General features: G+C 57.3%; 19 protein-coding genes, 1 tRNA gene and 1 pseudogene. 12 read left to right on the top strand and 9 right to left on the bottom strand.

The genetic code is table 11. The annotated features are described in order from the left end of the window. Window positions 1–45: 45 nt before the first annotated feature. Together PSES9_RS0115265 and PSES9_RS0115260 are read left to right on the top strand one after the other, a co-directional pair. Complete coding sequence (locus PSES9_RS0115265) at window positions 46–1,341, top strand: adenylosuccinate synthase (RefSeq protein WP_010488362.1); 1,296 nt, start codon at window positions 46–48, stop codon at window positions 1,339–1,341. 158 nt (window positions 1,342–1,499) lie between these two features. Beyond that, entirely contained in the window at window positions 1,500–3,434 is a 1,935-nt protein-coding gene (locus PSES9_RS0115260) for a methyl-accepting chemotaxis protein (RefSeq protein ID WP_010488361.1), read from the top strand. Between the two features lie 110 nt (window positions 3,435–3,544). Here the strand turns inward: PSES9_RS0115260 and PSES9_RS0115255 are convergent. Then, a tRNA-Leu gene (locus PSES9_RS0115255) sits at window positions 3,545–3,631 on the bottom strand. 205 nt (window positions 3,632–3,836) lie between these two features. Here PSES9_RS0115255 and rnr point away from each other — a divergent pair. From rnr to dnaB, 7 genes are all read left to right on the top strand, one after another. After that, window positions 3,837–6,422 (top strand): ribonuclease R, encoded by a 2,586-nt coding sequence (rnr, locus tag PSES9_RS0115250; protein ID WP_010488360.1) that lies wholly within the window; start codon window positions 3,837–3,839, stop codon window positions 6,420–6,422. After that, window positions 6,419–7,168, top strand: a complete 750-nt coding sequence (gene rlmB / locus PSES9_RS0115245; protein ID WP_010488359.1) for a 23S rRNA (guanosine(2251)-2'-O)-methyltransferase RlmB — start codon at window positions 6,419–6,421, stop codon at window positions 7,166–7,168. The genes rnr and rlmB overlap by 4 nt, the downstream gene beginning before the upstream one ends. Window positions 7,169–7,452: 284 nt before the next feature. Next, window positions 7,453–7,881, top strand: coding sequence for a 30S ribosomal protein S6 (gene rpsF / locus PSES9_RS0115240; RefSeq protein WP_010488358.1), 429 nt, complete (start codon window positions 7,453–7,455; stop codon window positions 7,879–7,881). A gap of 28 nt (window positions 7,882–7,909) precedes the next feature. Next, window positions 7,910–8,140 (top strand): 30S ribosomal protein S18, encoded by a 231-nt coding sequence (gene rpsR, locus PSES9_RS0115235; RefSeq protein ID WP_003246847.1) that lies wholly within the window; start codon window positions 7,910–7,912, stop codon window positions 8,138–8,140. A gap of 35 nt (window positions 8,141–8,175) precedes the next feature. Further along, the gene (locus PSES9_RS0115230; protein ID WP_010488349.1) at window positions 8,176–9,069 is read left to right on the top strand and encodes a hypothetical protein; all 894 of its coding nucleotides are present in this window, start codon (window positions 8,176–8,178) and stop codon (window positions 9,067–9,069) included. Window positions 9,070–9,090: 21 nt separating this feature from the next. After that, window positions 9,091–9,537 (top strand): 50S ribosomal protein L9, encoded by a 447-nt coding sequence (gene rplI / locus PSES9_RS0115225; RefSeq protein ID WP_010488347.1) that lies wholly within the window; start codon window positions 9,091–9,093, stop codon window positions 9,535–9,537. A 122-nt stretch (window positions 9,538–9,659) separates the two neighbouring features. Next, window positions 9,660–11,054, top strand: a complete 1,395-nt coding sequence (gene dnaB, locus PSES9_RS0115220; RefSeq protein WP_010488346.1) for a replicative DNA helicase — start codon at window positions 9,660–9,662, stop codon at window positions 11,052–11,054. A 21-nt stretch (window positions 11,055–11,075) separates the two neighbouring features. On the opposite strand, the gene PSES9_RS0115215 is transcribed toward dnaB, so the two are convergent. Next, complete coding sequence (locus PSES9_RS0115215) at window positions 11,076–11,777, bottom strand: helix-turn-helix transcriptional regulator (RefSeq protein WP_010488344.1); 702 nt, start codon at window positions 11,775–11,777, stop codon at window positions 11,076–11,078. Between the two features lie 56 nt (window positions 11,778–11,833). Next, window positions 11,834–12,199, bottom strand: coding sequence for a VOC family protein (locus PSES9_RS0115210; RefSeq protein WP_010488342.1), 366 nt, complete (start codon window positions 12,197–12,199; stop codon window positions 11,834–11,836). 251 nt (window positions 12,200–12,450) lie between these two features. Between PSES9_RS0115210 and alr the strand changes: the two are divergent. Then, window positions 12,451–13,533: pseudogene (alr, locus tag PSES9_RS23735) on the top strand (alanine racemase). A 77-nt stretch (window positions 13,534–13,610) separates the two neighbouring features. Here the strand turns inward: alr and PSES9_RS0115200 are convergent. Genes PSES9_RS0115200 through PSES9_RS23725 form a run of 5 tightly spaced genes read right to left on the bottom strand, consistent with a single transcriptional unit; the run spans window position 13,611 to window position 19,791 of the window. Beyond that, window positions 13,611–15,167: a DHA2 family efflux MFS transporter permease subunit gene (locus PSES9_RS0115200; protein WP_010488340.1), complete on the bottom strand. Its 1,557-nt coding sequence runs from the start codon at window positions 15,165–15,167 to the stop codon at window positions 13,611–13,613. Continuing rightward, window positions 15,151–16,251: an HlyD family secretion protein gene (locus tag PSES9_RS0115195; protein ID WP_010488339.1), complete on the bottom strand. Its 1,101-nt coding sequence runs from the start codon at window positions 16,249–16,251 to the stop codon at window positions 15,151–15,153. Before PSES9_RS0115195 ends, PSES9_RS0115200 begins: the two co-directional genes overlap by 17 nt. Next, window positions 16,248–17,348, bottom strand: coding sequence for a hypothetical protein (locus PSES9_RS0115190; RefSeq protein WP_010488337.1), 1,101 nt, complete (start codon window positions 17,346–17,348; stop codon window positions 16,248–16,250). The genes PSES9_RS0115195 and PSES9_RS0115190 overlap by 4 nt, the downstream gene beginning before the upstream one ends. Next, window positions 17,345–18,979 carry a GH3 family domain-containing protein gene (locus tag PSES9_RS23730; protein ID WP_202946252.1) on the bottom strand — a complete coding sequence of 545 codons (1,635 nt, stop codon included), beginning with the start codon at window positions 18,977–18,979 and terminating at the stop codon, window positions 17,345–17,347. Before PSES9_RS23730 ends, PSES9_RS0115190 begins: the two co-directional genes overlap by 4 nt. Continuing rightward, on the bottom strand, window positions 18,976–19,791 hold the full coding sequence (locus tag PSES9_RS23725; protein WP_138943136.1) for a hypothetical protein: 816 nt from the start codon (window positions 19,789–19,791) through the stop codon (window positions 18,976–18,978). The genes PSES9_RS23730 and PSES9_RS23725 overlap by 4 nt, the downstream gene beginning before the upstream one ends. A gap of 471 nt (window positions 19,792–20,262) precedes the next feature. Here PSES9_RS23725 and PSES9_RS0115175 point away from each other — a divergent pair, with 471 nt between their 5' ends. Together PSES9_RS0115175 and PSES9_RS0115170 are read left to right on the top strand one after the other, a co-directional pair. Continuing rightward, window positions 20,263–22,554, top strand: a complete 2,292-nt coding sequence (locus PSES9_RS0115175; protein WP_010488331.1) for a YgiQ family radical SAM protein — start codon at window positions 20,263–20,265, stop codon at window positions 22,552–22,554. 92 nt (window positions 22,555–22,646) lie between these two features. Further along, on the top strand, window positions 22,647–23,090 hold the full coding sequence (locus tag PSES9_RS0115170) for a GNAT family N-acetyltransferase (protein WP_010488329.1): 444 nt from the start codon (window positions 22,647–22,649) through the stop codon (window positions 23,088–23,090). Window positions 23,091–23,163: 73 nt separating this feature from the next. Here the strand turns inward: PSES9_RS0115170 and PSES9_RS0115165 are convergent, their stop codons facing one another. Next, window positions 23,164–24,429 carry an Hsp70 family protein gene (locus tag PSES9_RS0115165; protein ID WP_010488327.1) on the bottom strand — a complete coding sequence of 422 codons (1,266 nt, stop codon included), beginning with the start codon at window positions 24,427–24,429 and terminating at the stop codon, window positions 23,164–23,166. Window positions 24,430–24,452 lie beyond the last annotated feature (23 nt).

The following is a 24,452-nucleotide window of genomic DNA, read 5'->3' as shown; positions in this document are numbered from 1 at the left end:
TCGGTTATCGCCGACATCTAGCTTGCGCGAATGAGGACAAGTGTTATGGGTAAGAATGTCGTAGTCCTGGGCACCCAGTGGGGCGACGAGGGCAAGGGTAAGATCGTCGATCTGCTGACCGAACAGGCTGCTGCCGTGGTTCGTTATCAGGGCGGTCACAACGCTGGCCATACGCTGGTAATCGACGGCGAGAAAACCGTTCTGCACCTGATCCCGTCAGGCATTCTGCGCGATGGCGTGCAGTGCTTGATCGGTAATGGCGTGGTGGTTGCCCCGGATGCGCTGATGCGTGAAATCATCAAGCTCGAAGAAAAAGGCGTACCGGTGCGTGAGCGCCTGCGTATCAGCCCTTCCTGCCCGTTGATTCTGTCTTATCACGTGGCGCTGGATCAGGCCCGCGAAAAAGCCCGAGGCGACGCCAAGATCGGTACGACCGGTCGCGGTATTGGCCCGGCCTACGAAGACAAGGTAGCGCGCCGTGGCTTGCGCATCGGTGATTTGTTCCATCGCGAGCGCTTTGCGGCCAAGCTGGGCGAGTTGCTCGACTACCATAACTTCGTATTGCAGAACTTCTACAAGGAGCCTGCGATCGACTTCCAGAAAACCCTGGATGAGTGCATGGAATACGCCGAGTTGCTCAAGCCAATGATGGCTGACGTGACTGCGATTCTTCACGAAATGCGCCGCGACGCCAAAGACATCATGTTTGAGGGTGCGCAGGGCTCATTGCTGGATATCGACCACGGCACCTACCCATACGTGACCAGCTCCAACACCACTGCGGGCGGCATCGCCACTGGTTCTGGTTTTGGTCCCATGTATCTCGACTACATCCTGGGCATCACCAAGGCCTACACCACGCGCGTGGGTTCGGGTCCGTTCCCGACCGAGTTGTTTGACGAGACCGGTGCGTTCCTGGCCAAGCGTGGTCACGAGTTCGGTGCAACTACCGGTCGTGCTCGTCGTTGTGGCTGGTTTGATGCGGTTATCCTGCGTCGCGCTATCGAAATCAACAGCATCTCGGGCCTGTGCCTGACCAAGCTGGATGTGCTCGACGGCCTGGAAACCATCAACATCTGCGTAGGCTACAAAGACCAGAACGGTGAGGTTCTGGTTGATGCGCCGACTGATGCGGACAGCTATATCGGCCTGCAGCCAGTGTACGAAGAAGTGCCAGGCTGGAGTGAGTCGACGCTGGGCGTCAAGACCCTCGAAGAGTTGCCAGTCAATGCGCGCAACTACATCAAGCGTGTTGAGGAATTGGTGGGTGCGCCTATCGATATCATCTCGACCGGTCCTGATCGCAACGAAACTATCGTGCTGCGTCACCCGTTCGGCTAAGCATTGCCTGTTGTTGAAAAAAGGGTCGCCTGGTGCGGCCCTTTTTGCATTCTGCTCGGCTTGCATGTGATCAAGGATAGTTAGGCATAAGGCTTGCTTGGGCTCAACTAATTCCGGAAGTCGCCGTTATAGAAGTACGGTTGTTGAGGAGTCGTCCCGTGTTTGCCATTGCTTCGTTGTTACGCAGTCGTTTGTTGCGCCCGGTATTTATTGCCTTGGGGTTGGCGTTGTTGGTGCAAGTGCTGGTTGCTGTGGTGCTTACGCGCACAACGGTGAGCACGCTGGTTGAGGATCTGTCTGCGCGCCTGGGCAGCGACACCCGGCAACTGTCGACTGATCTCGAGGCGGCCAGCGCCGAGGTGCGTGGCGGGCTTGAGGGGCTATCCAGTCGAACCCAGGCAAGCCTTGGGGCTGGGCTGAAGGAGCGCCTGAGCGCGGAGCAGGTGCAGCTGCGCGGCATACTGGAGAGCAATCTCAAGCAGTCGGCGGATGACTTGGCGCAGCTTCTGGCGGCGGTCGCCCCAAAAGCCATTTGGGACAATGACGTGCCAGCCCTGACCGAGCTGGTGCGCATGGCCCATCGCAACTCAAATGTGCTTTTTGCCGTCTATGTTGATGCCGGTGGCGAGCGCCTGACGCGTCATGTCAATCGTACGGATGAGCGGGTCAAGGCCCTGATCGCCAAGGGGCAGGGGCGAGGTTCTCTGGATAAATTGCTCAATGCGGCGGCCAGTGATCCCGGGGTTTATGTGGTTGAAGCATCAATCAATCCAATGGGGTCGGAGATTGGCAAGGTAATCCTTGGTGTATCGACCGTTGATGTCGATAAGGTCGTTACCCAGCTTGACCAACGCTTTGCTGCACTGATCCAGAGCAGCGGCCAGCTGGTTTCGGATGGTTTGAGTGCGGCGGCCAGTGACAGTGCGGCGGCATTGGCGTCACGGCTCAAAGGTGCCCAGCAAACCGCGAAAGCCATGGCTGAAAACAGTCGGCAGGCGATTGAGTCGGCCGCGCAGAGCCTGCGCTGGAATATCAGTATTGGCTTGGGGCTGGTCGGTCTGGTCATTTTGCTGGTACTGGCGCTGGTTTTGGGGCGTCGCGTGGTGAGCAAGCTGCACACCCTGATTGCGGTGATGGATGACTGGGCCGCCGGCGAGGGCGATCTGACACGTCGGGTGCAGATGAACAGTCGGGATGAAATCGGTGACATGGCCGCGGTGGTCAATCGCTTTGTCGGCAAGCTACAGCCTATTGTCCGCGAGGCCGGTGATATCGCCGTGCGCACAGGGGTCGAAATCGAAAGTCTGGCTGTGCGTAGCGCGGCGGCTGAGGTTTCTGCGGCGCGCCAGCGTGATGAGGTGGCGGGCAGCTTGCAGGCGCTGGCGCAGATGGCCGACGAAGCGCAGGCCGAAAGCCAGTCCATGCAGGAGGCGTTGCAGCGTGTTGGCTCTATTCGCCAGGCCACCGAGGATAATTCGGCGATCGCCAGGCGTGTCGGTGGTTCCATTGCCGAGCTGGTTGACAGTGTCGATACCGGTGCGGCGGTAATTCAGCGCCTGGCGCGGCAAAGTGAGCAGATCGAAGTGGTGCTGACGGTCATACATGGTATCGCCGAGCAAACTAACCTGCTGGCGCTCAATGCCGCAATTGAGGCTGCGCGGGCGGGCGAAAGCGGCCGTGGTTTTGCGGTGGTTGCGGACGAGGTACGGGCCTTGGCCAGTAAAACCCAGCAATCGACTGGTGACATTCAGGCGCATATAGGTGCCTTGCAGCAGGGAGCGCGCGAGGCTGTGAGTGCAATTGAGCAAGCGAGCCGACAGGCGGCACAAGGATTGGCGGCGCTGAATGAGAGTGAGCGGCTGCAGGGTTCGGTGCAGGTCTCGGTGGAAGAGGTGCACGGAGCGATCAATGCCGCGGCGGGTGCTGCCCGGCACCAGGCTGAGGGGGCAGTGGCTGTTCGTCGGCGAGTGGAGGTCATTCATGCTGAATCGCAGCGTGCGGCTGAGGCTGTAGCGGCGACCGCCAAGAGTGGCCGGGTGCTGGATGGGCTGGCTTCCCAGTTAAGCCTGAGCTTGGGGCAGTTCAAGGTCTAGCGCGCTGAATGCAAGGCCGCCAGGGTTTCTTGGTGGCTTTTGCCGGGCAACTGCTAAGCTGAAACGCAGGCATAAAAAAACCGAGCTGTTTGGCTCGGTTTTTTTGAATTTGGTGCCCAGGAGAAGACTCGAACTTCCACGACCGTAAGGTCACCAGCACCTGAAGCTGGCGTGTCTACCAATTTCACCACCTGGGCATTGATTGCAAAGATTGCTCTTTTGCTATCAACTACAACAACGTTTGCCGTCGTTGTGGCGCGCATAATACGGATCGGTTTTTTACTTGTAAACCCCTGTCGTTAAAAAAAATATTATGTGTTGCGGGCTGACCCGGACACCTGTTTCGCGCTTCAATAGGCGTATGACAAACCGAATTTATATAGAAAAGGTGAATCCTCTCTAATGGCCGATTGGCAATCCCTCGATCCCGAGGCCGCCCGTGAAGCGGAAAAGTATGAAAATCCCATCCCTAGTCGTGAGCTTATTCTCAAGCATCTCGATGAGCGTGGCTCCCCGGCAAACCGCGAACAGCTGCTGGAAGAGTTCGGACTGACAACTGACGAGCAGGTAGAAGCACTGCGTCGTCGACTGCGTGCAATGGAGCGCGACGGTCAGCTTATTTACACGCGTCGCGGCACCTATGCTCCGGTCGATAAGCTGGATTTGGTGCTGGGTCGCATCAGTGGTCACCGCGACGGCTTTGGCTTCCTGGTGCCCGATGATGGCAGCGACGACCTGTTTCTGAGCCCGGCGCAGATGCGCCTGGTTTTCGATGGCGATCGTGCATTGGCACGGGTTGCCGGTCTTGATCGGCGTGGCCGCCGCGAAGGCGCCGTGGTTGAAGTGATCTCCCGCGGCCATGAATCCATCGTCGGCCGCTATTACGAAGAAAGCGGCATTGGCTTCGTCATTCCTGATAATCCGAAAATCCAGCAGGAAGTGCTGGTTACCCAGGGTCGCAATGCGGGGGCCAAGCAGGGCCAGTTCGTTGAGGTGAAAATCACCCACTGGCCAACCCAGCGCTTCCAGCCGCAAGGTGATGTGGTCGAGGTCGTGGGCAATTACATGGCCCCTGGCATGGAAATCGATGTTGCCTTGCGCAGCTACGACATCCCCCATGTCTGGCCAGATGCTGTCGTTAAAGAAGCCAGCAAGCTCAAGCCTGAAGTCGAAGAAAAGGACAAGGAAAAGCGGGTTGATTTGCGTCATCTTCCGTTCGTCACCATCGACGGTGAAGATGCGCGTGACTTCGATGACGCAGTGTATTGCGAAAAAGGCGGCGGTAACTGGCGGCTGTTCGGTGGCGGCTGGAAGCTGTATGTCGCCATCGCTGACGTTTCCCATTACGTCAAAATCGGCTCGGCGCTGGATGCCGAGGCGCAAGTGCGCGGCAACTCGGTGTATTTCCCGGAGCGGGTGATCCCGATGCTGCCGGAGGAACTGTCCAACGGCCTGTGTTCGCTGAATCCGCATGTTGATCGCCTGGCCATGGTTTGCGAGATGACTATCTCGAAGACCGGCAAGATGACTGACTACCAGTTCTATGAAGCGGTTATTCATTCCCATGCGCGCCTGACCTACAACAAGGTCAGCACCATGCTTGAGCAGCCGAAGACTGCCGATGGCAAGGCCCTGTGTGGCGAATACAAAGAAGTGTTGCCGCATCTCAAGCAGCTCTATTCTCTGTATCACGTGCTTTTGGCTGCGCGTCATGAGCGCGGTGCGATCGACTTCGAGACTCAGGAAACCCGCATCATCTTCGGCGCTGGGCGCAAGATTGCCGAGATTCGCCCGACCCAGCGCAACGATGCACACAAGCTGATCGAAGAATGCATGCTGGCCGCCAACGTTGCCACAGCCGCGTTTATGCAAAAGCATGAAATTCCGGCTTTGTATCGCGTGCATGACGGGCCGCCGCCTGAACGCCTGGAAAAACTCAAGGCGTTTTTGGGTGAGCTGGGCTTGAGCCTGCACCGTGGCAAGGCCAAGGACGGCCCGTCGCCGAAGGATTACCAGGCGCTGCTTGAAACCATCAAGGATCGCCCTGACTACCACCTGATTCAGACCGTGATGCTGCGTTCATTGAGTCAGGCGGTGTACAGCGCCGACAACCATGGCCACTTTGGCCTCAATTACGATGCTTATGCGCATTTCACCTCGCCGATTCGCCGTTATCCGGATCTGTTGATCCATAGGGCCATCCGCAGTGTGATTCGCTCCAAGCTGGATACCCCGCACGTTCAGCGTGCCGGCGCCACCAGCATGCCCAAGGCGCGGATCTATCCGTACGACGAGGCAATGCTCGAGGAACTGGGCGAGCAGTGCTCTATGTCTGAGCGCCGCGCCGACGAGGCTACGCGCGATGTGGTCAACTGGCTCAAATGCGAGTTTATGAAAGACCGCGTTGGCGAGACCTTTCCGGGTGTAATCACCGCGGTGACCGGTTTTGGCCTGTTCGTCGAGCTGAGTGATATCTACGTGGAAGGTTTGGTGCATGTCACCGCACTACCGGCGGATTATTACCACTTCGACCCGGTTCATCATCGCTTGGCCGGTGAGCGCAGTGGCCGTAACTTCCGCCTGGGTGACAGTGTTGAAGTGAAGGTGATGCGGGTTGATCTCGACGAGCGCAAGATCGACTTCGAGATGGCGCAAAGCGGTATCGATGCCGCCGTCGGACGCAAGCGTGGCGATACCGGGCGGGGGCGCACCGAGCGTCCAGCCAAAGGCGAGCGCAGCAGCAAGACGGAGCGTCAGGGTAAACCGGCCGGTAAGGATGCGCCGAGCGCCGACGTGCAGAAAAGCCGTGACGTCAAGCGTGCGCTGCTGGCTGGCTCCAAGGCGAAGCCGAAGGCGGCTGGGGCTAAATCCAAGTCCGGCGCCAAGGCAGATGGCAAGGCTGCTGCGCCTTCTAAACACCGTAAAGGCCCGCCAAAGTCTGGTGGAGCCACGAGCAGTGCACCGCGTAAACGTAAGGCGAAACCATGAGTCAGTTGGAAAAAATCTACGGCGTGCACGCCGTAGAAGCATTGCTGCGACACCACCCCAAGCGCGTAAAGCAGGTGTGGTTGGCCGAAGGGCGCAGTGATCCGCGAGTGCAAACCCTGATCGCTTTGGCGGCCGAGGCTCGCGTGGCGGTTGGTCAGTGTGAGCGACGTGAGATGGATGCCTGGGTTGAAGGCGTGCATCAGGGTGTTGTTGCTGATGTGAGTCCGAGCCAGGTGTGGGGCGAGGCCATGCTTGATGAGTTGCTCGACCGTACCGAGGGCGCGCCGCTGATCCTGGTGCTCGATGGCGTCACCGATCCGCACAATCTTGGCGCCTGCCTGCGCACCGCTGATGCTGCGGGCGCGCTGGCGGTACTGATCCCGAAGGACAAGTCGGCCACGCTCAATGCAACGGTGCGTAAAGTCGCCTGTGGCGCTGCTGAAGTAATCCCGCTGGTGGCGGTGACCAACCTGGCGCGCAGCCTGGAAAAACTGCAGCAGCGCGGTTTGTGGGTAGTCGGAACTGCCGGTGAAGCCGAGCAAGAGATCTATGATCAAGACCTGACTGGCCCGACCATTCTGGTCATGGGCGCGGAGGGTCGTGGTATGCGCCGTCTCACCCGTGAGCATTGCGATTATCTGGTCAAGCTGCCCATGGCGGGCAGTGTCAGCAGCCTCAACGTCTCGGTAGCCACTGGTGTTTGCCTGTTTGAAGCCATGCGTCAAAGGCGCAGCATCAAAAAATAGTCTGGTGTGGCGCTGTCATGCTCGCTATTTCATGGCCTGACGCACAGAGCTACGCGAGGTGCCGGATCTTGTCCGGCATCTCGCGGCATTGACTCACACCCAGTCTGCAATTGTTCAAATAATCACCAGTTTACCTTGCTTGTCGCCGGGGGGTTCTCTAGAATGTCGCCCCTTGCCGTGACGGCAGGCGCTTTTGTGCCCTCTGTTCAGCAAGACTAAACAAGTGATATTCACTCCTTGCCTGACTGCATTAAGCGGCAGGCTACAACCCGTAAGGAGCATTTATGCGTCATTACGAAATCATCTTTCTGGTTCACCCGGACCAGAGCGAGCAAGTCGGCGGCATGGTTGAGCGTTACACCAAGCTGATCGAAGAAGACGGCGGCAAAATCCACCGTCTGGAAGATTGGGGCCGTCGCCAGCTGGCGTACGCTATCAACAACGTTCACAAGGCTCACTACGTGATGCTGAACGTTGAGTGCACCGGCAAAGCCTTGGCTGAGCTGGAAGACAACTTCCGTTACAACGACGCTGTGATCCGTAACATGGTCATCCGTCGCGATGAAGCAGTCGTTGAACAGTCGGAGATGCTCAAGGCCGAAGAAAACCGCAGTGAGCGCCGTGAGCGTCGTGACCGTCCTGAAAACGCTGAGTCTGATGACTCGAACAGCGATGACAGCGACAACAACGACAGCGACAACGCTGACGAGTAATCCACGGATCTATTGAGGAGCCTATCAAATGGCACGTTTCTTCCGTCGTCGTAAATTCTGCCGTTTCACCGCTGAAGACGTGAAAGAGATCGATTTCAAAGATCTCAACACGCTGAAAGCTTACATCTCGGAAACCGGCAAAATCGTTCCTAGCCGTATCACCGGTACTAAGGCTCGTTATCAGCGTCAGCTGGCTACCGCTATCAAGCGCGCTCGCTTCCTGGCCCTGCTGCCTTACACCGACAGCCACGGCCGCTAAGACCGGATGTTCGACAAGTAGTAAGGGATTAACGCATGCGCGCCATAGCTGAATTCATTATGCGCGGCCGTATGCAGGCCACTCTCGTGGTGGTCGGATCGGCGGCATTGCCGCTGCTGTTCTGGTTGAGTGCTGCTGCAGGCTGTCTGGTACTCCTGCGGCGCGGTTTGAGTGATGCCCTGGGCATCCTCGCATGGGCATTGCTACCGGCGATTGGCTGGTGGTACTTCGGCGAACCGCGCACCTTGATGGTGTTGCTGGGGGCGCTGGGCCTGGGGTTGTTGTTGCGCTCCAGTATGTCCTGGAACCGTGTGCTGCTTTGCAGCGTGGCATTAGGCCTGGTGTACGGGTTGGTTTTGGGTACGGTGTTCCGCGAACCTATCGATGCCATGGCGGGTGAGTTGAAACAGCTCATGCCGCAAATGCTCGATGGGGTCTACCAGCAAATGTCGGTAGATGAGCGAGCGCGTCTGGACAGCCTGATTGCACCGGTCTTGACTGGGTTGCTGGCAGCTTTGTTGCAGATTGTCAGCCTGTTGAGCCTGATGCTTGGGCGTTATTGGCAGGCGCTGTTGTATAACCCGGGTGGTTTCGGGCGCGAATTTCGCACCTTGAAGCTGCCGCCGCCGTTAGCGATGTTGCTGCTGGTGGGCATGCTGTTAGGACCGAATCTCGGTCCACAAATGGCCATGCTGACACCGTTGTGTAGCGTACCGTTGGCGTTTGCAGGCATCGCCCTGATTCATGGGCTGGTGGCGCAAGGGCGGATGTCCAAGTTTTGGCTTTTGGGGCTATACATCACGCTGCTGCTGTTTATGCAGCTGACTTATCCGTTACTGGTGGTAATCGCCATTGTCGACAGTCTGTTTGATTTTCGTGGGCGTCATGAGCGTAAAAAAGGCTCTGGCTCCGCGAACGGTGAAGGTTAAAAGTTAAGAGGTTATTACCAAATGGAACTGATCCTGCTGGAAAAAATCGCCAACCTGGGCAACCTGGGCGATAAAGTGAACGTTAAGGCTGGTTACGGCCGTAAATTCCTGCTGCCGAAAGGCAAGGCCACCGCAGCTACCGCTGCAAACGTTGCTGCTTTTGAAGCACGTCGCGCCGAGCTGGAAAAAATTGCCGCCGAGAAGAAAGCTTCTGCTGAATCTCGCGCTGCTCAGCTGGCTGAACTCGAAGTCACCATCACCGCTACTGCGGGCGATGAGGGCAAACTGTTCGGCTCGATCGGTACTCACGACATCGCTGATGCCCTGACCGCCTCTGGCGTTGAAGTGGCTAAAGCTGAAGTTCGTCTGCCGAACGGCACTATTCGTCAAATTGGCGAATACGACGTAGCCGTGCACCTGCACAGCGACGTTGAAGCAACCGTCAAGGTTGTTGTTGTAGCTGCTTAAGCAGTATGCGACATAGTAGGCCTTGCACTTCGGTGCGGGTCTGCTGACAATCAGGCACGGCATTGCGCAAGCGATGTCGTGCCTTTTGTTTTTATGCACCCAAAGAATTATTCTCAGAGCTTATGAACGACATCAGCATTCCTGAACAATACGACTTGCAGACTTCGGCTCTAAAAGTGCCGCCGCACTCGATCGAGGCGGAGCAAGCGGTACTCGGCGGCTTGATGCTCGACAACAATGCCTGGGAGCGCGTGCTTGACCAGGTCTCCGATGGTGACTTCTATCGTCACGATCATCGCCTGATCTTTCGCGCCATCTACAAGCTGGCGGAGCGTAACCACCCATTTGACGTGGTGACGCTGTCCGAGCAGCTGGACAAAGAAGGCCAACTGCCTGCCGCCGGTGGCTTGGCTTATCTGGGTGAACTGGCCAAGAACACGCCGTCGGTCGCCAACATCAAGGCCTACGCGCAGATCATTCGTGAGCGTGCGACGTTACGCCAGCTTATCGGTATCAGCAGCGAGATCGCCGACAGTGCCTACGCCCCTGAGGGCCGAACGGGCGAAGAGATCCTCGATGAGGCCGAGCGCCTGATCTTCCAGATCGCCGAGGCACGGCCCAAGACTGGCGGGCCGTTGGCGATCAACGACATTCTGGTCAAGGCCATCGACCGTATCGATACCCTGTTCAACAGTGGCGATGATATTACCGGGCTTTCGACCGGCTTTACCGACCTTGACGCCCAAACCAGTGGCTTGCAACCGGCCGACCTGATAATCGTCGCGGGTCGTCCCTCGATGGGTAAAACCACTTTCGCCATGAACCTGGTCGAGAATGCGGTGTTGCGCAGTGACAAGGCGATTGTCGTCTACTCGCTGGAGATGCCGGCTGACTCCATCGTTATGCGTATGCTCGCATCCCTGGGGCGCATTGATCAGACCAAGGTACGTGCGGGCCGTCTGGATGATGACGATTGGCCGCGCCTGACCTCAGCGGTCAACCTGCTTAACGACCGTAAACTGTTTATTGACGATACCGCTGGTATTTCGCCTTCTGAGATGCGCGCCCGCACGCGGCGTCTGGCTCGTGAGCACGGTGAGATCGGCTTGATCATGGTCGACTACCTGCAGCTTATGCAGATTCCGGGCTCCAGCAGTGAAAGCCGGGTAAACGAAATTTCCGAGATCTCGCGCTCGTTGAAAGCCCTGGCTAAGGAGTTCAATTGCCCGGTGGTTGCCCTGTCGCAGCTTAACCGGGGCCTTGAACAGCGCCCGAACAAACGCCCAATCAACTCCGACTTGCGTGAGTCGGGAGCGATCGAGCAGGACGCCGATATCATCATGTTCGTCTATCGGGACGAGGTCTATCACCCTGAAACCGAATACAAGGGCGTTGCCGAAATCATCATCGGTAAGCAACGGAACGGCCCTATTGGCACCACGCGCCTGGCGTTCCTGGGCAAGTATTCGCGTTTCGAAAACCTGGCGCCAGGCAGCTACCAGTTCGACGAGGACTGATTGGCGTGCCTTGGGCTGTCATTAGCTCTTGTACAACGGTGCGGTCGCCTGTTCGCCTAGAAAGGGTTTGAGGTAGTCCCCCAGGCGTTGGCCTTCTACCGCTTCGAAGGTTTCAGCTCGATCGTGCAATTGCTCGACTCGGTCGATACGAAAGTTGCGAAAATCGTTGCGCAGCTCGCACCAACTGCACAATGTCCAGGTTTGCCCCCAGAAGAACAACCCCAGCGGCCAGATACACCGCTCGCTGGTTTCCCCGCGTTCATCCCGATAGCTGATCAGCAATTTGTGGCGTTGGCGTATAGCCCCGCGTAGCTGACCGAGCCAGTGAACAGGATATGGGTTGGTTCTGGGGGCAAACAATTGGTTGCGATTGAACTCCTCGCGCATCTCGTTGGGCAGTACGTTGTGGATCTTCGCCAGTGCTGATTCGGCGGCTCGCTGAAGTTGAGGGTCTGCCCAGGCTTGGACCATGCTTGCGCCTACCAGCAGCGCCTCGATTTCCTCGCTTTCGAACATCAAAGGGGGAAGGTCCATAGGTTGGCGCAGCACGTAGCCAACGCCAGCCTCGCCCTCCAGCGGAACACCAGAGAGTGAGAGGTCTTGGATGTCTCGGTAGATCGTGCGCACAGATACCTGTAGCCGTTCAGCCAGCCATTGGGCAGTGGTTAAACGGCGGCTACGCAGGAACTGAACGATTTGAAACAGACGGTCGGCGCGCCTCATGTTTCCTCTGCTGTTTGGGTGGCCAGGCATGCTGCTACGCGCCTGGCGTGGCGCATTCAGGTCATGCTGTGCAGGCCCACTTCGTTGCCTTCGCTATCTTTTATCACAGCAATGTAGCCGTGGGGTGCGATGGACATCTTGCTATGAATAATGACCCCGCCTGCCGAGGGAACTCGGCTCACCACTTCATCCAGGTTGCCTTCGACATTCAGATACACCCGAGTGCCGCCAATACCACTTTGTTGCTCGGCAGATTCGCTCAGGCAGCCACCAACACCGCTGTCCTGTGCATAGGGGAACACGGCCATGCGCCCGCCGTCGCTCTCCATTTCTTGTAGAGGCATTGCCAGTGCGCGTTCATAAAAGTCTCGTGCGCGCTCGAAGTTGCCGACAAAAAGTTCAAACCAGTTGATCGCATTCATGTGCTCTTTCCTTGAAGGTCAGTGGGCAGGCGACGGCTGTCTCTGATAGCGCGTTTTAGCCTGTAAAGCTGACTCTAGGGCAGTGCTACTGACAGCTTAGTGTCAGTAGTTTTCGCCGCTGAGCGATAAAGGCTGATTCGCCAACCATTGCGTGCAACGTGGAGCCGTACAGGCGAGTTGGTTACCCAGGGCTTGCAGGTTGAGGGCTGAGGTTTAAGATGCTCGGCTTTGATCTGCTGTGGAGCCTTGCCATGCGCCCCCTTTTTGCCACCATCGATTTGTCTGCCGTTTGCCACAACTACGCTGTTGCCAAGCGCTGTGGTCCGGGGCGTGAGGCATTTGCCGTGGTCAAGGCCAATGCCTATGGCCATGGCGTGCGCGAGGTGGTCACGGCGCTGCATGATCTGGCCGATGGTTTTGCGGTCGCCTGTCTTGAGGAGGCTGCTCAAGTCCGGGCGATGCATGCTGACGCGCGGATACTGTTGCTCGAGGGCTGTTTCGAGGCCGTCGAAGTACAGTTGGCCCAGCAATTACGCCTGGACCTTGTCGTGCAGAGCCAGCAGCAGCTCGATGCGGTCTTGGCTGCGCATGCAGGGCCGCCATTGAATATCTGGCTAAAACTCGACAGCGGCATGCATCGCCTGGGTTTTGACGCTGATGGCGTTCGTGCCGCGCATGGGGCATTGCGAAACAGCGCGCAATGCAATGAGCTGAACCTGATCAGCCATTTTGCCTGTGCTGATGAGCGTGGCCATGAGCTCACCGAGCACCAGCTAGCGTGTTTCCTGGATGTGCTCGACCTCGACTTTGATCAGCGCTCGCTGGCCAATTCGGCGGCTATCCTGACTATCCCGGCTGCGCATATGGATTGGCTGCGTCCAGGCATCATGCTCTACGGCGCCACGCCTTTCGCAGATTTGAGCGTTGCCCAGCTTGGTCTAAAGCCAGTGATGACGCTTTCTGCGCAGTTGATTGCCGTGCGTCATGTCGCGCAGGGTGAGTCCGTGGGTTACGGTGCCAGTTGGGTGGCCTCGCGTGCGTCAGTGATCGGTACCGTGAGCTGCGGCTAAGCCGATGGTTATCCGCGCCATGCGCCTGCTGGCACGCCGGTTATGGTCAATGGCCAGCGTGTGCCTTTGGTCGGCCGGGTTTCGATGGATATGCTCACGGTCGACCTGACTGGCCTGGCTCAGCCTGCCGTGGGTGATGCTGTTGAGTTGTGGGGCAATCAGTTAGCCGTCGATGAAGTGGCCCAGGCTGCCGGAACCATTGGTTATGAACTTTTGACCAAGGTGACTGAGCGAGTGCCGCGCCGTTACTTGAATAATCATTGATCGGCTCAGAACGGCCGGGCGCAGCTGTTTCAGCCCGGGAGTGTTCGGGCTGGACGCCAGATGCGGTGGGTTCGGATCTAGTGCACCGCGCCTAGCTTTGACCCCGCGGGGAGACGCCGGGTAAGAAGGATGGCCAGTACACTGATGATCAGGGCCGCGCCCATGATATGGAAGGCTTCGTTATAGGCCAGTATGGAGGCCTGTTCGCGTGCCTGCTCGGCGATAAGGGCGAGGGCGCGTTCTGAGTTGCCGAGCTTGTCGGTCAGAAAATCCAGACGGCTCAATGCCTGCGGGTTGAGGCTGCTGACTGACTCGCGCAAGTACTCATAATTGCGTCGGGTTTCGCTCTGCAGCATGGTGACCAATAGGGCAATGAAAATCGCCCCGGTGAGATTACGGATGATGTTGAACAGCGCCGATGCCGCGCCAGCGTCCCTGGTTTCGATATAGCTTGTCGCAATCAGTGATGAGGTAATGAGGATCAACGGCTGGCCTGCGGCGCGAATCAATTGAATATGCAGCAATTGCTCTGCGCCCATATCCGGGTTTAGCGAACCGCTGATAAAGCTCGCATAGCCGAACAGGCCAAAACCAAAGGCGCAGAGTATGCGCGGATCAATAAAGCGCATCAGTAGTGGCACGCAAGGAATAATCGCCAATTGGGGCAGCCCCATCCACATGATCAACCGGCCAATCTGTAGTGGGCTGTTGTCCTGGACTTGCGACAGATACAGCGGCAGCGCATAGATCGAACCAAAAAAGCCAATACCCAGGCCAACGGTTGCGATACAACTCAGGAAGAAATTGCGGTTTTTGAGTATGCGCAGATTGAGCAATGGGTTGTCGCGGGACAGCTCGATGATAATGAATGCGCCGAGGCTGATGAACGCGACAATGGCCAGGGCCAGGATCATGGGTGAGCTGAACCAGTCATTGCGATAGCCTTCCTCGAGAAACACCTGCAGAGATGCCAAGCCAATCGCCATGGTGCAGATCCCCGCGTAATCGGCCTGGTCCAGCAGTTTCCAGTTGATGGGGTTCTGCTTGAGGCCGTACATCAGCCCCGCGATCATCAGCAGCCCAGGTGGTATGTTGATGTAGAACAAGTACTGCCAACCCAGGGTTTCTGTCAGCCAGCCGCCAATGGTCGGACCTATCGCCGGTGCAAAAGTAGCGGTTACGGCAAACAGGGCCATGCCGGTTGGGCGCCGATGCTCGGGCAAGTGGGTGAGTACCATGCTGAACGCCAACGGAATAAATGCCCCGCCGCACAGGCCCTGGAGCGCGCGAAATACAATCATGCTGTTGAGCGACCAGGCTAAAGAGCAGAGTAGTGATGAGCCAATAAAACCAAGGGTCAGCCATATCGTAAGGCGGCGCTTGCCCAATAAATCATTGAGCCAAACGGTAAGCGGGATAATGATGATTTCTGCAACCAGGTAGGCCGTTGAAATCCATGACCCTTCGTTGAGGGTCGCGCCCAGTGCGGACTGAATTTCCTTGAGTGAAGCATTGGTAATCAAAATATCGATAACCGCCATAAACGCCCCCAGCATGGTGCTTAGTACGGCGATCCAGTCCTGCAGGCTGGGCTCGGGGGCTAGATTTGTGGCGTGCTTATTGGCGTCGGTCAAGGACCACCTCCGCTGAAAGCCCAGGGCGTATTTGCTCCAGTGCAGTGATCTTGTCCGGAAGCAATATTTTTACCGGAACACGTTGGATCACCTTGGTGAAGTTGCCGGTTGCGTTGTCAGGTGGCAGCAAGCTGAAGCGGGAACCGGTGGCGGGTTGCATGCTCTCGATCACGCCTTCGATTACCAGGTCGGGCAAGGCATCGAAGCGGACCTGGGCCTTGTACCCTTTGCGCATCGCCGCAATTTGCGTTTCCTTGAAGTTGGCCTGAACCCACTTGGCTTGCGACACCAGTGATAACAAGGCTTCGCCAGGGCGTACATATTCCCCCTGGTTGATAGAGCGATTGCCAACCCAGCCTGCGACTGGCGCCTTGATTGTGGTACGCGACAAGTTGAGCTTGGCCAGGTGCAGCTCGTTTTCGCGGCCCGCGATTTGCGTTTTGAGTTGTAGGCCACGGTTATCCAGTTGTGCCAAGGCGATCTGCTGGGCTTTAAGTGCTGATTTCGACTGGTCAAGCTGGGCGGTTGCCACGCTGACATTCGCCGCAAGCGACGAGAAGGCTTGCTCAGATGCAAAGCCGCTATTGCGCATCATGCGGATGCGCTCAAGGTCCTGCTGATGACGCTTCAACTCGGCTTCATGTGCGCGGATTACCGCTTTTTGCGCTTCAATATTTGCCAGCTGCTGGTCGCGTTGATTGCCTATGTCATGGAGCTGTACCGCCAAATGTGCAATTTGTGTTTCGCTGCGCGCCACATTGAACCTGAAGTCTGCATCTTCGATGTGCGCGAGGGGCTCGCCTGCTGCAACCCACTGGTTGTCATCGACCATGACTTGGTCGACACGTCCTGCAAGCTGGCTTGAAATCACCAGGGTATCGGCTCGCACGTAGGCATTGTCGGTGCTTTCGATAAAGCGCAAATGTACTAGCCAGTATCCTGCATAGGTCACAGCCACCAGTGCCAGCAGGCAGGCAAAGACAATGAGTCGCCGCTGTGTCGTGCGATTGCCTTGATAAACATCAGGCCACGGTTCTGCGACATCTGCCGAATCGACATGCGAGCGGCTCGGACCGGCGTTCACAGGCGGGCTATCTCTATGTGGCGGTTGGTCGAGCCCTGCGTCTGGCGAGGATCCTGGTGATAGCTGATCAGGAAGTGACGGCTGTGAAGTCGCTTGCGCCGATAAGTGCCTAGCGCAGCCTCCAGCGGATGGTCGTCAAAGAAGCCACAGGCGAGGCATTGCTGTGGTGGCAGGTGATGTTCAAGTACGTAGTCGAGCAGGGCCTTGAATATCGTCGGATTTTCCTGATCGATTACCAGGCTGTGCAGGGTCAAGTAGTTGAAGCAATCACCGGGCGAGGGGAGATGTATTCCGCCGAAGAGCCTTGCGTATAGGTTGTATGGGATGCGCAAGGCAGCGAGCCATGGCGCGTAGCCACTGACACGGGTCTGCTTGAAGTTCTTCTGGTTCCACAGGCCCATGCAAGCAACGGGTCTTCCCTCGATGAAGGCCATGAGGTAGTCATTGATGGTTATGCCATGGAAGTAGGCCGTGGCGGCCAGTAGGTCATTGACGTTATAGACCGGGAATCCCTGGCGTTGGCTAGCCCTATCCCACAGCTGTTGCAGCTGGGGCGCGTCGGCACTTGTTGCAGGGCGGATTGTCAGGCTCCTATCCGGGGTGGTCTTGCGCGACTGGGCTGGCAGCAGGCTGGTGATGACACGCCCGCCACGGTAGAAACCAGGCAACCAGGTTCGACCGCGATCAATAATCCCCAGTGGAATCAGGTTTTCTTCGAGAATGACCGCTTCCATCCAGTCATTTTCGCTGCCCATGTGTTCGGCAATCGCCATAAACAATGCTTTCAAGACCTTGCCGCCCCGGCATTCGGGGGCTATACGCAAGTCATGCAGGTACCTGACGGATTCAGATTTGCCATTGATGTATTGCCGGCGTTCACCAATATCAACCATGGCGATAAGTACGCCAGGGGTATCCAGTTCTTCGCAAACCAGCACAAGCTCTTGCTCGCAACTCACTCGCGCCCCGGTAAAAAAATCAGGCTCTCGTTCAAATATCAGGGTAACGCTACCCATTTGTGGCACCCGCCTGAGCAGTGCCCGCAGGGCGCTTTCGTCCTTGGCCGTAGCAGGGCGCGTGCGGAGTTCTTTATTCACGGGGTTGCCTCCAGTGCCAGGCGAAGCTCCAACGGCAGCGGGCCGGACCAGTGCCGCAGTGCTTCTAGCTTTATGTTGCCTTCAAGCATCCCTCGGGCGCGTGATTGCTCAAGGTAGATCTGGCGCATGTTCGGCAGGCAAATGCAGCGTGCCCTGGCCAGTTGGCCGAGGTCGCGTGCCAGGCGGTAGTGAAAGTTCTTTAGAAGTGCATGCTCAAGTTGAGCAGCAAGGGTCGTGATGGACACCGAGTTTGAGTCGCCCGGGCCTTCAATCAGTAGCACATAACCGGGTTTGTCCGGCGTGCTGGCGCTGAGGGCGAGCAAGGTCACGGGGAGCAGGTCGCTGTAGGTCAGGCCGGCGATTATTGTTTGTGCGAGCGTCGCGCTGATCTTTTCGCCAACCAGGTCAGTACCATCATTGCGGCCGAGAAAGGTAAAGCAAGGCAGGGTTCGCCAATGGTCGCTAACCTGCAGGACATCGTTCATTCGGTAGCGGGCAAATCCACTCCCTGTCGTGAGCAAGGGCATGACCTGCTGGCCCTTGCGTAATTGCCATGGCGCCAGGACCTGCCCATTGTCGAGGTCTTCAAACTCATACACGTGGCTGCGGTAGGCCAGTGGGCAGTGGTTTCGCAAAGGAATACTCACCACGCCCTCCGTTGCCCATAAGCCTTTACCCTGGAACTGCGCGTGTGCCAGCAACTTTTGCAGTTGTCGTGCCCAGGGCAAAGCCGCAGCGGTATCCCAGGCGCTCAGCAGGGTCAGGCGCGGCCACAGCTCTGCAAAGAAGGCAGGATCAGCAACCCCATCCCATGCCTTCAGGCGTTGTGCGGCTGTATGGGACCCTGGACACTCAAGCCCGGCCATGGCTGCGGCGCGCTTACCCCAGGCGCCTTGTTGAAGCACCTCTATCAGCTCTTCACGGCAGTTGCCGAGTTGTTCGAGAAGGCCAAGCCCGAACGTCGGGCTCCAGATTGATATAACACTCAACTGCTCGTCGGCGACCAGGTAGGCCAAGGTTGCAAAGAGTGAATCTTCAGCTGTTTTGGCCAGGGCAATTGAGGCGGGAGCTGTCTGGGTCAGTCCTGCGACCAGGCGCTTGCCGAGGGACATAAGCTGCATGTCATCATTGAGCTCAGTGCTGCTTGCATCCCGCATTGAGGTCGGGATCCAGGAAAGCGACCAGTAATGGCTGCCCTGGGCAATCTTTGGAAATTGCCGATACAGATCGCCAATCCAGGGCGTAATCGCCTGATCAAGTTCGCCTAGGAAAGCCTGGGTATAGGGAATCCACTTTATCGCCGAGGTCGAGCCGCTAGTGGGTTGGTAGCGGCTTATCGGGCTGTCGAAAAGCGATTTGTCTTGCTGTTGGCGCTGCCGCTCTATCAGTCCCCGATAGTTGTCATAGGTTGTGCAGGGCTGCTTGCTGGCGAATTGCTCCCAGCTGTCGCTGGCCTTGAGGTTGGAATGCACAGTCGATTCTGCGCGCGCGTGGCCGTGCAACCACTTTTGCAACAGGCTCCGTTGGATCAACTCCAGTTTTGGCGCTTCTCGCTCGAAGCGTTGCAAGCCACGACGCATAAAGGTTCTAAGCAGCCCGTGACCAAATTGGCTCGCCAGTGATCGAGTCATATTTCAGGCCCGGCGGCGTCGCCTTTGAGAACATCAGGGGCTGACTGGCTTTTGGCTATTGCACGTTGCTTGAGCTTGAGCCGGATGACCTTGAGGCTGAGGTGGTAGCAATACTTTGTCAGCGCCGAGAACGAGATTTCCCCGGCGCAAGGCAGTTCAGTTCCTTGTCGCCAACTTGGATTGCAGTCCTCGAAATAGGCGATGTCAGGTTCCTGGGCACGGATTTCCGGGGTTATTTGGGCGACATTCTCATCAAGGCAGGCAGCACCTTCGCCAAAATCGAGCAGCATGCGTTCAGGGTCGAAGGCATTGGGGTATTGCTGTTTGCTGAAGGCTCGGACTATGTCGCCAAGCTTGCTGTCTGGCTGGTTGCGGTCCGGGTAGTAATCGTAAAAGTTGCGTGTCAGTAGCAGGTAGGTTTTGTAGCCCTTGGATATCAGGAACCAATATAGCGGTGTAAAGGGGTGGCGCAGGCGGGCCAGCAGGATTTGCCGATAGAACGCGACATGCAGGCAGCGGCTACCCCAGAACTCAGGCTCGACAATTGTGTCGCCGCTGAAAATGCCGCGAATTTTCTTGCCGTCTATGTCGCAGTCAAAAACGGTCAGCGTAGAAAACCCGATTATCCGTTTTGTGCTGCGTGTGCGGGCAACGATAGCGCCGGTTTTATTCTGGAGGTCGTCCAGAAAGGTAGCGTGCGTGGTGTTCTGGTAAAACCTCGAATAAATCCTGTACATCGCATTTATATCGGCTGTTTTTAGATTCTTTAACGCGATAAAACGGCTGTAAATTCGTTCGTTCAGACCTTTCACTATTAAGCCCTCAGTGACCAATTCAATGATGTTCACTCGCCGGGAGTGCTCGATTGGCCAAGCGGTATATCTGGTTGAGACGAGCAGGCTCATGCCTGTAATCGCTCGGTTTAGAGGGCTTTAGTCTTAGGTTTCCGGCAAGAGGCCAGTAGTGGCCTAAAGTTGTGTTGGGCTTTTGGGCGGGTAACACTTGGCATTGGCCGGGGGGATGTGGTGGCAATTTGGTTGCGCGAATGTAACTGATTGTTGCGTATTTTCAGGTGCGTATTGGCTCGGCTTGGCAGGCCGATACAAAAGTTTGATTGTGTCTTGTCGCGTTCACTGCGCAGGAGGCAGCCAGGCTATGCCCATTCATCTTTGCCGTACTGGCGATTCTTATAGCGTTAAAGCCTGAGCGTGGGCGTCGGGTTTGGTTAAAAAATGTGCTATTATCCGCGCCCGTGAAAATCCATGAACCATTCGGTTACCGTCATGAAAGCAGCCAAGCCTCTTTTCCATTATCCAAAATACTGGGCCGAATGTTTGGGACCAGCGCCTTTCCTGCCGATGAGCAGGGAGGAGATGGATCAGCTTGGCTGGGATTCCTGTGACATCATCATCGTCACCGGCGATGCCTATGTTGATCACCCATCGTTCGGCATGGCGATTATTGGCCGTCTGCTCGAAGCCCAGGGTTTCCGTGTCGGGATCATCGCCCAGCCCAACTGGCAGTCCAAAGACGACTTCATGAAGCTCGGCGAGCCGAACCTGTTCTTCGGCGTCGCGGCTGGCAACATGGACTCGATGATCAACCGCTACACCGCGGATAAAAAGATCCGCTCGGACGATGCCTACACCCCCGGCGGCCAGGGGGGCAGCCGCCCAGACCGCGCCAGCCTGGTGTATAGCCAGCGCTGCAAGGAAGCCTACAAGCACGTGCCGATTGTGCTTGGAGGCATTGAAGCCTCGCTGCGTCGTATTGCCCATTACGATTACTGGCAGGACAAGGTTCGCCACTCGATCCTTATTGATGCCTGCGCCGATATCCTGCTGTACGGCAACGCCGAGCGCGCCGTGGTCGAGATCGCCCAGCGTCTGTCCTACGGGCAGAAGATCGAAGATATCAATGACATCCGCGGCACAGCCTTTATTCGCCGTGACACGCCTGAAGGCTGGATGGAGATCGACTCCACACGTATCGACCGACCGGGCAAGATCGACAAGATCATCAACCCTTACGTCAATACCCAGGATACGGCGGCCTGCGCCATCGAGCAGGAAAAAGGCCCGGTTGAAGACCCCAATGAAGCCAAGGTGGTCCAACTGCTGCCGCACCCGCGCCTTGAGCGTGACAAAACCGTGATCCGCTTGCCGTCGTTCGAGAAGGTTCGCGGTGACAGCGTACTCTACGCCCACGCCAATCGCGTGCTGCACCTGGAAACCAACCCGGGCAATGCCCGTGCGCTGGTACAGCGCCATGGCGATGTTGATGTCTGGTTCAATCCACCACCGATCCCGATGACCACCGAAGAGATGGATTACGTGTTCGGCATGCCCTACGCCCGTGTTCCGCACCCGGCTTACGGCAAGGCAAAGATTCCGGCTTACGAGATGATTCGCTTCTCGGTGAACATCATGCGTGGCTGCTTTGGTGGCTGCACCTTCTGCTCGATCACGGAGCACGAAGGCCGGATCATCCAGAACCGCTCCGAAGAGTCGATTATTCGCGAGATCGAAGAGATCCGCGACAAGGTTCCAGGCTTCACCGGGGTTATTTCTGACCTCGGCGGCCCGACCGCCAATATGTATCGCATTGCCTGCAAGAGCCCGGAAATCGAAGCCGCATGCCGCAAGCCATCGTGCGTGTTTCCCGGCATCTGCGAGAACCTCAATACCGATCACTCATCGCTGATTCAGCTGTACCGTTCTGCCCGCGCCTTGCCGGGCGTGAAGAAGATCCTGATCGCATCCGGCTTGCGTTATGACCTGGCGGTCGAGTCGCCGGAGTACGTTAAGGAACTGGTCACCCATCACGTCGGTGGTTACCTGAAGATCGCGCCGGAGCACACCGAGGAAGGCCCGCTCAATCAGATGATGAAGCCGGGTATCGGCAGCTATGACAAGTTCAAGCGCATGTTCGAGAAGTACTCGAAAGAGGCGGGTAAGGAGCAGTACCTGATTCCTTACTTTATCGCTGCGCACCCGGGCACCACCGATGAAGACATGATGAACCTGGCGCTCTGGCTCAAGGGCAACGGCTTCCGTGCCGACCAGGTTCAGGCCTTCTATCCATCGCCAATGGCGACGGCGACGGCCATGTATCACTCGGGTAAAAACCCGCTGCGCAAGGTGACCTACAAGAGCAATGGCGTAAGCATTGTCAAGAGCGAAGCCCAGCGCCGCTTGCACAAGGCCTTCTTGCGTTACCACGATCCGCGTGGCTGGCCGATGCTCAGAGAAGCGCTCGAACGTATGGGCCGCAGCGACCTGATTGGCAATGGCAAGAACCAGCTGATTCCGGCATTCCAGCCAGCGGTTGATGGTTACCAAAGTGCGCGTCGCAAGAACTCGACACCTGCCGGCAGCAAGAAAATCGGCAAGCCGATGTTGACGCAGCACACAGGCTTTCCACCGCGTGCGAGCGACGGTAGCAAACCTTGGGACAAGCGCGAGCAAGCCAAGGCCGCAGCCTTTGCCAAGAATCAGGAAGCCGCCAGAGAGCGCGCCAATGCCAAAAAGGGCAAGGGCAAGAAACCAGTCAAGGCGCCTGCGGTTCCGCGTTGATTGACGCGCAGACCCGAGGGGCGCTGCAAGCCAGGCAACAACTGCCTGGCTCTTGGGCTAACCGTGCAAGGCGTTAGTTGCTAGAGGTCGTCATGATCAGATTGGCTGTGGCCAGTGACCTGCCGAGCATTCAAGGCTGTGCTGAGCAAGCCTATGCGCGCTATGTGCCGGTGATCGGGCGCAAGCCCGCACCCATGCTCGCCGATTACGCCGCGCAGATTGCCGCGGGTGTCGTCTACGTCGCGACAGATGCAAGCGACAATTTGCTTGGCTTTATTGTGTTCTATGCCAGCGCCGGGCGGCTACTTCTGGAGAACGTAGCCGTCTTGCCCAGTGCTGCGGGGCGTGGCGTGGGCAAGTTGCTGATTGGCTTTTGTGAACAGGCCGGCCGCAAGCTCGCAATTGGTAGCGTGCAGCTTTATACCAATGAGCTTATGGGCGATAACCTGTCAATCTACCCCAGGCTCGGCTATGTACAAGTAGGGCGTCGCACAGAAGACGGCTACAAGCGCGTCTATTTTGAAAAGCGGCTCTGAATAGCTATCCGAGGCCTCTATCAAATCCAGCGAAGCCCGCATTTGCATGCTCAGGCCTGCCTCGCACAATACATCAGCCGTAACGCTTCTGTGCCTCAATTGCCAGTCCATTGCCGATACTGCCGAAGTTATTGCCTTCGACATGGCGTGCGTTGGGCAGCATGGCCGCAACACTCTGGCGCAGCGCCGGAATGCTGCTGGAGCCGCCAGTGAAGAACACAGTATCGACATCGGCAACACCGACGCCAGCGCTGCTCAGCAACTCACTGACGCTGGCGCGAATACGTTCAAGCAGCGGCTCGATAGAGCTGTCAAACAGCTCGCGGCTCAGCTCTGCAACCAAGCCAGGCTCGACGCGCTTGAGGTCAATTGGCCGCACATCTTTTTCGGTCAGCTCGATCTTGCTGTCTTCAACCTGCATGGCTAGCCAATGGCCGGCGCGTTGTTCGATCAGCTTGAACAGGCGATCGATACCCGTTGGATCGACGATGTCGTAACGCATGCTTTTCAGCGAAAGCTGGGATTTTTGCGCGTACACCGCGTTGATCGTGTGCCAGGTCGCCAGGTTGAGGTGAAAGCTGGTTGGCATTAAGGCATCGCTTTTCATGCGCCTGCCGTAACCGAACAGGGGCATGACGCCTTGCAGGCTCAGTTGTTTGTCGAAGTCGGTGCCGCCGATGTGTACGCCGCCGGTGGCCAGAATATCCTCATGGCGTTCGGCAACGGCACGGCGCTCGGGAGACAGGCGTACCAGTGAGAAGTCGGAAGTACCACCGCCGATGTCGACGATCAAGACGAGCTCTTCCTTGCCAATGGTGCTTTCGTAGTCGAACGCGGCGGCAATGGGTTCGTACTGGAAGGAAACGTCCTTGAATCCCAGCTTGTGGGCAACGGCGACCAGGGTATTTTGTGCTTCCTGGTCGGCAACAGGGTCATCGTCGACAAAAAATACCGGGCGACCGAGCACCACTTCTTCAAAGGGGCGATCAGCAACGGTTTCGGCGCGACTTTTCAGTTCGCCAATAAAGAAACCCAGCAAGTCCTTGAAGGGCAACGCACTGCCGAGCACCGTGGTTTCACTCTTCAGGAGCTTTGAGCCCAGCAGGCTTTTCAGGGAGCGCATCAAGCGTCCCTCGTAACCTTCCAGGTATTCGTGCAAGGCCAGTCGGCCGTAAACCGGGCGACGTTCCTCGAAGTTAAAGAAAATAACCGAGGGCAGGGTGATCTTGCCATCTTCGAGCTCAATCAAGGCGTCAGCGCCTGGGCGCTGCCAGCCGACGGTTGAGTTGGATGTGCCGAAGTCGATGCCGCAGGCGCGGGCTGGAGTAGAAAAAGACATGCTGCGCGCTGTTCCTGAAAAAC

The sequence above is a fragment of the Pseudomonas sp. S9 genome (genome assembly GCF_000222125.1).
Taxonomy (GTDB): domain Bacteria; phylum Pseudomonadota; class Gammaproteobacteria; order Pseudomonadales; family Pseudomonadaceae; genus Aquipseudomonas; species Aquipseudomonas segetis.
This window is presented reverse-complemented; position numbering and strand designations above follow the sequence as displayed.